Raw genomic sequence first — 8,399 nt, 5'->3', positions numbered from 1 at the left:
AGTTTGTATATTTAAAAAAAAGAGCCTACATTTGTCCCAGTTTTATGCAACGCAATATCAACAACATACAAAAAAGTAAAAAAAACTTACACAAAAATTTGGTAGTTCCAAATAATTGTGTAAACACACACACACACACACACACACACACACACACACACACACACAAGTAGTTTCGTGGGTATGTGTCAAATTATTTAAACTTTTATCGTTACAACAAAACATCGTTCCGCCAGCTTTCGTTGGTGGCTTTTCATGTTTAGCTCAATCTAAATTTTGTTTTCATCAATATCTATTAAAAGCATCATTATTTTTTCTCATAACATGGTCGTTCTTGTTGGGTGCTTTTAGTGTTCAGAAAGGGAGTTTTTGCTTTCTTTCTGTTTTAGCCTTTCCTCTCGTTTTGTGTGTGTTTAGAGGGGAAAGGCGTTTTTATGGATTGAAAGTAAGAGGTGAAATATTAGAACTTAGTATTATCTCAATTCAATCCTTAAGTCTAACATCTAAACCTTTAAATATTATAGATTATGTCAATTAAGTACAAAACCATTCAGAAAGCCCAACCAGGTGTGGCGGGCGGAGGCGACAAAAAATTCTATGCATCGCCTGTGTATCAAGGAGAGAAAACTCTAGAAGGTCTTACCAAAGACATCGAGAAGATTTCTACCGTAAGTGGAGCAGACATTAGAGCGGTGCTTTATGCACTCGTAGATGTGATGCAAAATTCACTTTCAGAAGGACGAATTGTAAGACTTGGCGAACTCGGTAGTATGAGAGTGAGCCTTAGCAGCGAGGGCAAAGCTAAAGAGGAAGAAGTAACTTCGACAGTGATTAGAAATACAAAAGTTCTGTTTACCCCAGGTTCTGACCTTAAAAAGATGCTACAAACGCTGAAGTTTGAGAAAGCCTAGCCACCCACAAAAAATTTCCTAGCTAGGGAATGGTAATTCTCAAGCTAGGAAATCTTAATTCCCTAGTTAGGAAATTCTAAACGCCACGCTAGGGAATTTTTAACCCAAAGAATAACAAAGAAAAAATTAAACAAGATCTTTAACAATTTTAAAATTAAATTTTATGAAAACAACAACAACCAAATTAAGTGTATTAGCCTTTTTAGGTTTAGGTCTCGTAGCCTACGGACAGTACGATGGTAAAGTGGGTATCAATACAAATACTCCTAATGCCACCTTGGAGATTCAAATATCCGATGCTAATAAAACTGGAACCACCAAAGAAGGGATTTTAATTCCAAATGTTACCACCGAAAGAGCTAAAGCTATGGGGGCAGGTGTAGCAGAATCTACCTTGGTTTATATAGAAAGTGGCACTGCTGAAGCCAGCACTACTATTTCTGAAGTAAATGGCAAAGGCTTTTACTATTTTACCGATGGTAAATGGCAAAAAGTAGGTGGAAACTCTAATGGAGCTACTTTAAATACCATTACTGGGGATCTTAGAATAGTAACTTCTATAAACCCTACTGAATGGGCAAAACCTAATACATTTGCTTTAGTACAAACGGGCGGAACTCAAATAGGATTACCAGATCCTAAAAATTATGTAGGCAAAATCATTTCAGTAAATAACCAGTATAATAATAGTGTAGGGTATTCGGGAACAAATCAACCTAAAAATATTGGAGATTTAGAATCTGGTAAGGGACACATATTAATGTCAGGAATAGATACAACAAATAATAATCAACCCACATGGTTTGTAATTGGAGGAAGTTATTAATCACAAAAAGTAAAGTAAAACTAAAAAAGAATACAAATGAAAAATAAAATAATACTGGCAAGCCTATTAGTAGGTTCTTTAGCTTACGGGCAAATACAGTTACAAAATACACCATCAACTACAATAGGTGATGAGAACCCATTTTTAGATGCATCTAAATTTAACAACTTTGATAATAATGTAGGAAAAGGCTTGTATTTTCCAACAACGGATTTAAAAACATGGGAGTTTAAAACAAATTCTATTAACCCAGGTAAGTTTAAAAACTACTTTGATGGAATGATAGTTTATAATACTGGCGAGGGAACACCTACTACAGAAGCCAGCAAAGGTGGGATTAGAAAGAACTTAACCAGAGGTTTTTACTACTTTAAAAACCCTAACCAAACTTTCCCTACTGGTAGCGTAGCAAATGGAGAGTGGGTAAAGATAGGTGATAGCGTTAGCCAAGACGGGCAAGAGTGGGTATATAACCCTACCAACAAAAGAATAGAATTAAAAAGAAGTGGCACGGCTCCTTTCACCAATAAAGTGTATTATGATGAAAATGGAGGATTGAAAAATTTAGACTTTGATTCTTACGAATCTTATGATACAGAGACTAGTCAATGGGATACTAAATTATCAAATATTAAAGGACGTTCTTATAATTGGAAAAGATCTGATAATATTGATGAATTTATTGATAAATATGGACAGAAACAGAAAACTAGTAGTTCTGAATTGTTTTTAGTAGATGAACAACCTTTTTCGGGTAATATTTTGGTTAACAACAAATCTTTTGGAATACAGACAAAAAAAGAAAATATGGCAAATTATAGGTTTATGACAGGCTTATCTGGTGCGGCTCATCATCAAGGAAATGGAGATGCTACATACCTTATAGGAAATTCTTCATGGGCTTCAATTTCACATGGTACTTCTACGGGATATATAGTAGGGGCTCGAGCTCAAGTTAATAACAATGCTGAAAATGTTAATAGATTAATGGCTTTTAATGGTTATGTAGTAGTTGATCCATCTGCAAAAAGCATATCTAATGTCTCTGGGATTGCGGTTTCAAATTCATACGTTTCAAATTCTCAAGCTAGAGTTAATTCTCAAATAGGTGTATACGCAGGAGCTGCATTAAACACAGGAGCGAACCCAACAATTACAAGTGCATATGGTTTTTATTGTGATGGCTTTAATGGGCAAGGTACGGCTACGATAGGTAAACACTATGGTTTATATGTGAATAATATAAATAGAGCGAGTGAAAACTATGCTATCTACACCAATTTAGGAACTGTTCGTTTTGGGGACAATGTAGGGATAGGTGTAGATGCCCCTACAGAAAAGCTAGAAGTGGCAGGTAGGGTAAAAGCAACCTCTTTTGCAGGAACTAACGGAGCTACGCTCTTCCCAGACTATGTGTTCCAAAAGTATTATACAGGTACTTCTAGACTAAAGGCAGATTATAACTTTAAAACCCTAAGCCAAGTAGAAGATTTTGTAAAGACCAATGGGCATTTGCCAGGGTATAAGTCCGCTGCAGAAATTAAAAAGCAAGGTTATATAGACCTTATGGCTACCCAACTTACCAATGTAGAGAAAATAGAGGAGCTTTACTTACACTTATTAGAAAAAGACAAAGAGGTAAAGGCACTAAAAGCTAAAAATGAGGAGCTAGAAACTCGTTTAGAGCAAATTGAAAAACTATTAAAATAGCCTTTAGCTTTAATTCCAAAAGACCACCTTATTTTTGAGGTGATCTTTGGTTTGGTATAAAAACTAAAAATAGACTGCCTTTTGGGGCAGTCTATTTTCAATAAGGTAAATCTAGTAAAAAAGTGTAGGTTTACTACATTAGCTTTTTCACTGCCTTTTTCACTGCTTCAGCATCTATTCCGTATTTTTTCATTAGTTCGGCTGGTGTAGCAGACTCACCGAAAGTATCGTTTACGGCAACAAATTCTTGTCTTGTAGGGTGCTTTCTTGCAAGTAGTCCTGCTACAGACTCGCCAAGTCCTCCAAGGTAGTTATGTTCTTCTGCCGTTACAATCCTTCCTGTTTTCTTTACAGATTTTAAAATGATTTCTTCGTCCAAAGGTTTAATCGTGTGGATATTGATGACTTCGCAAGAGATACCTTCTTTCTCTAGTTCTTCTGCAGCTACTAGAGACTCCCAAACCAAATGTCCTGTTGCTACAATGGTTACATCTTTACCTTCTTGCAACAAAATCCCTTTACCAATTTCAAAAGGCATATCTTCTGGTATAAATACAGGTACAGCAGGTCTTCCGAATCTTAAATATACAGGACCGTTGTAGTCTGCAATAGCAATGGTAGCCGCTTTAGTTTGGTTATAGTCGCACGGGTTGATAACTACCATACCTGGCAACATTTTCATCATACCAATATCTTCTAGCACTTGGTGAGTTGCACCGTCTTCTCCTAAGGTAAGCCCTGCGTGAGACGCACATATTTTAACATTTTTACCAGAGTAAGCTACAGATTGGCGAATTTGGTCGTAAACTCTAGAAGTAGAAAAGTTAGCAAAAGTACCTGTAAACGGTATTTTACCATTAATACTAAGCCCCGCAGCGATGCCTATCATATTCGCTTCAGCGATGCCTACTTGAAAAAATCTTTCTGGAGCTTTCTCTATAAACTTTTCCATTTTTAGAGAGCCGATAAGGTCGGCACAAAGTGCTACTACATTAGGGTTTTTGTCAGCAAGTTCTGCTAGTCCAGCACCAAAGCCACTTCTTGTATCTTTTTTTTCGGTATAAGTATATTTCATTATTTCTTTTTTTGAGGTTTAATAATCAGCTAAATTATCTGTAGAAAGTTGAGCGAGGGCTTTTTCTAGTTGATCATCGTTAGGAGCCTTACCGTGCCAAGCGTGAGTTCCCATCATGAAATCTACCCCGTTACCCATTTCAGTATGCATAATGATAGCGATAGGTTTCCCTTTTCCTGTTTGTGCTTTAGCTTCTTCTAGTGTTGTAATTACAGCTTCTAGGTTGTTACCTTCTTTAACTTCCAATACTTGCCAATCAAAGGCTTCTAATTTCGCTTTTAAATTTCCTAAAGAAAGTACATCAGATACATCACCGTCTATCTGTCGGTTGTTGTAGTCTATAGTTGCAATTAGGTTATCTACTTTATTATGGCTAGCGTACATAAGAGCTTCCCAAATTTGCCCTTCTTGTAGTTCTCCATCGCCGTGTAGAGAGAATACAATACCTTTATCACCGTCTAGCTTTTTACCTAGAGCTGCACCCACAGCTACAGAAAGCCCTTGTCCTAGAGAACCAGAGGCAATTCTCACTCCAGGTAAACCTTCGTGTGTGGTAGGGTGTCCTTGTAATCTAGTGTCTAGTTTTCTGAAAGTAGCCAATTCTTCTACTGGAAAGAAGTTGAATCTAGCAAGTGTACTGTAATACACAGGAGAAATATGCCCATTAGAAAGGAAGAATAAATCTTCGTTTTTGCCCTCCATTTTAAATGGTAGCGAGTAGTTCATTACCTTTCCGTAAAGAGCTGTAAAGTATTCTACACAACCCAAAGAGCCACCTGGGTGTCCAGAGTTTACTGCGTGTACCATTCTCAAAATATCTCTTCTGATTTGTGTGGTGAGATGTTTTAATTCTTCTACTGATTTTGCCATTATAATATAGGTTTAATTTTATTGAAATGATTGTTTTTTACTACTGATAAACCAAAGTCCTACAAAGGTAAGCAATCCGTTGATGATAAGTAATTCTAACCCGATTTGGAAATCCCCAAAAACAAGACTTTGATATTTATCTATTAAAAATGAGAGGATAGGAGCGGCGATACAGATGTAAGGCACTAGCTTATCTCTAACCGTTCTTTTAGTGAAAATCCCAAAAGCGAAAAGCCCAAGTAGTGGTCCATAGGTAAATCCTGCTAATTTAAGGATAAGCCCTATCATAGAATTATCGTTAATCCATTTAAAAATAAGTACCATTATTAAAAATGATACTGCTACCCAAAGGTGTACTCTCTTTCTGAATTTTTCTTTTTCGGAAACGGAGATATTTTTTTCTTTTAGTCCAAATATATCAATACAAAGAGATGAAGTCAGTGCTGTCATAGCTCCATCAGCACTAGGGAATAGAGCAGAAATAAGAGCAATAATGAAAATAATAGAAATAAATGGTGGCATATGATTAAGAGCCACATCTGGGAATAGTTGGTCTCCTGTGCTAGAAATATTCTCTTGTATGCCATAAAGATGTAATAGCCCACCCATATAAAGGAATAATGAAATAACACCCAGCAATATAAACCCTAGAGTTACCATATTTTTCTGACTGTCTTTTAGGTTGGTTACCGAGATAGATTTTTGCATCATTTCTTGGTCAATCCCAGTCATTGTAATGGTAATGAACGCTCCTGCTAAGATTTGTTTAATAAAGAACCCTTTATCATTAACATTGGTGTCAAATACTTTGGTGTAACCTTGTTCGCTCATTGCAGTAAAACTATCTGCGATATTCAGTCCTAAATGATTAAGCATATAGAAGGTACACACAATAAGTCCTAACAGCATTCCCGTGGTTTGCAGAGTATCCGTCCATACGATGGTTTTTACGCCGCCTTCGTAGGTGTAGAGGATAATCATTACCAAAATAATGAGAGTAGTTACAATAAAAGGAACGCCAAGGCTGTCCAAAATGGTCATTTGTAAAATATTTACCACTAGATAAAGCCTCGCCGTAGCACCTACCAACCTAGATACAATAAAAATAGAAGCTCCCGATTTATAAGATAAAGCTCCCATTCTCTGCTGAAGGTATCCATAAATGGAGGTTAGTTTTAGTCTGTAATAAAGAGGTAATAAGACATACGCAATTACAATGTATCCTATGAGGTATCCTATGGTAACTTGTAGGTAATGGAAGCTGTCTTTTCCCACCTGTCCAGGTACACTTACAAAGGTAACTCCAGAGAGCGAAGTCCCTATCATACCGAATGCTACCAAAACCCAATTACTACTCCTATTGCCTATAAAAAAACTATCATTATTACTTCCTTTACCCGTTCTATAAGCTACCCATAGCAGAATGCCAAAATAGGCAATAATAATTCCTAGTAAGAGAATTGGCGACATACGAAAATCATTTTCTATAAACATCGCAAAGATAACTTTTTCTTGTGGGGTAAAAAAATAGACTTTCTAAAAAATTCTTAAAAATACGACTTTGATTCTCCTATTTGTTAATGGTGAATACTTGTGTTTAGAATTTTATAATGAGTTTAAAAAACACTATTTTTGCAAAATGAATTCACTAATAGATAAATATAATATACCAGGTCCTAGATATACTTCATATCCTACAGTACCTTACTGGGAAGAAGAGTGTTTTTCTCATCAATCTTGGGAACACACGGTAATAAAATCATTTAAGGAGTCTAAAGACGAAGGAATTTCTATCTACATACATTTGCCATTTTGTGAGCAATTATGTACCTTTTGTGCCTGTCATAAAAGGATTACAAAGCAACATTCTGTAGAAACACCTTATTTGCAGTCGGTGATTAAAGAGTGGCAACTGTACTTGGCTCTTTTTGATGAAAAACCTAAAATTAAGGAACTACATTTAGGTGGAGGCACGCCTACTTTTTTCTCGCCTGAAAACTTGAAAATATTGATAGAGGAAATTCTTTCAGGTGGAACAATAGCAGAAAAGCCCGAATTTTCTTTTGAAGGACACCCTAACAATACCACTAGAGAGCATTTGCAAGTGCTTTACGATTTAGGGTTTAGAAGGGTGAGTTTTGGGGTGCAAGATTATGATGAAAAAGTACAAAAAGCCATTAATAGAGTTCAGCCTTTTGAAAATGTAGAAAAAGTAACCCAATGGGCTAGAGAAATAGGCTACGAAAGTGTTTCTCACGATTTGGTTTTTGGGCTTCCGTTCCATACTTGGGAGAAAATGGAATACACCATAAGAAAGACAATGACTTTGAAACCCGATAGGTTAGCGTTTTATTCTTATGCCCATGTGCCTTGGATTAAAGGCGTAGGGCAGAGAGGTTTTGATGAGAATGACCTTCCGTCAGGCGAAGAAAAAAGAAAACTCTACGAGAATGGGAAGCAACTTTTGGAAGAGCTGGGCTACAAAGAGATAGGAATGGACCATTTCTCACTAGAGCACGATGACCTTTACCAATCGATGCTTAACAAGAAAATCCATAGGAATTTTATGGGTTATACTTCGGGGAAAACTCAACTTATGGTAGGATTGGGTATGAGTGCTATTTCTGACTCTTGGTATGCTTTCGCTCAAAACGAAAAAACGGTAGAAGCCTATCAGCAGCGAGTAGAGAAAGGGGAAATCCCTGTGTTTAGAGGGCATATACTAACTGATGAAGATTTGAAAATCCGTCGCCATATACTCAATATTATGTGCCAACTAGAAACTTCTTGGACGGATGCAACGGCTTTTCCAGAGCTGGAAACGACCATAGAGAAACTTAAAGAAATGGAAGCGGACGGTCTTGTGGAAATATCAGAAAATAAAATCAGAATTACAGACGCTGGTAAGGCATTCACACGAAATGTAGCGATGACTTTTGATTTGAGAATGTTAAGAAAAGCTCCAGAAACTAGAATTTTTTCTATGACTGTTTAGAAGAGTGTTGAT

At 36.6% G+C, this 8,399-nt stretch carries 7 protein-coding genes; 4 read left to right on the top strand and 3 right to left on the bottom strand.

All coding sequences use genetic code 11. The annotated features are described in order from the left end of the window. The first annotated feature begins 527 nt into the window (after window positions 1–527). From GXW81_RS08995 to GXW81_RS08985, 3 genes are all read left to right on the top strand, one after another. A complete protein-coding gene (locus GXW81_RS08995) occupies window positions 528–911 on the top strand; it encodes an HU family DNA-binding protein (RefSeq protein WP_161532052.1) in 384 nt (127 codons plus the stop codon). Between the two features lie 163 nt (window positions 912–1,074). After that, entirely contained in the window at window positions 1,075–1,737 is a 663-nt protein-coding gene (locus tag GXW81_RS08990) for a hypothetical protein (protein WP_161532051.1), read from the top strand. Window positions 1,738–1,773: 36 nt separating this feature from the next. After that, a complete protein-coding gene (locus GXW81_RS08985) occupies window positions 1,774–3,447 on the top strand; it encodes a hypothetical protein (protein WP_161532050.1) in 1,674 nt (557 codons plus the stop codon). A gap of 133 nt (window positions 3,448–3,580) precedes the next feature. Here GXW81_RS08985 and GXW81_RS08980 read toward each other — a convergent pair whose 3' ends face one another. From GXW81_RS08980 to GXW81_RS08970, 3 genes are read right to left on the bottom strand one after another with little or no spacing between them, the layout of a single operon-like run. After that, window positions 3,581–4,522: a transketolase family protein gene (locus GXW81_RS08980; protein WP_161532049.1), complete on the bottom strand. Its 942-nt coding sequence runs from the start codon at window positions 4,520–4,522 to the stop codon at window positions 3,581–3,583. An 18-nt stretch (window positions 4,523–4,540) separates the two neighbouring features. Beyond that, complete coding sequence (locus GXW81_RS08975) at window positions 4,541–5,392, bottom strand: transketolase (protein WP_161532048.1); 852 nt, start codon at window positions 5,390–5,392, stop codon at window positions 4,541–4,543. A gap of 18 nt (window positions 5,393–5,410) precedes the next feature. Further along, window positions 5,411–6,862 carry a sodium:solute symporter gene (locus GXW81_RS08970; RefSeq protein WP_161532047.1) on the bottom strand — a complete coding sequence of 484 codons (1,452 nt, stop codon included), beginning with the start codon at window positions 6,860–6,862 and terminating at the stop codon, window positions 5,411–5,413. A gap of 169 nt (window positions 6,863–7,031) precedes the next feature. Between GXW81_RS08970 and hemN the strand changes: the two genes are divergently transcribed. Next, window positions 7,032–8,387 (top strand): oxygen-independent coproporphyrinogen III oxidase, encoded by a 1,356-nt coding sequence (hemN, locus tag GXW81_RS08965; protein ID WP_161532046.1) that lies wholly within the window; start codon window positions 7,032–7,034, stop codon window positions 8,385–8,387. Window positions 8,388–8,399 lie beyond the last annotated feature (12 nt).

It is taken from the genome of Riemerella anatipestifer, from assembly GCF_009932355.1.
GTDB classification, from domain to species: domain Bacteria; phylum Bacteroidota; class Bacteroidia; order Flavobacteriales; family Weeksellaceae; genus Riemerella; species Riemerella anatipestifer_E.
This window is presented reverse-complemented; position numbering and strand designations above follow the sequence as displayed.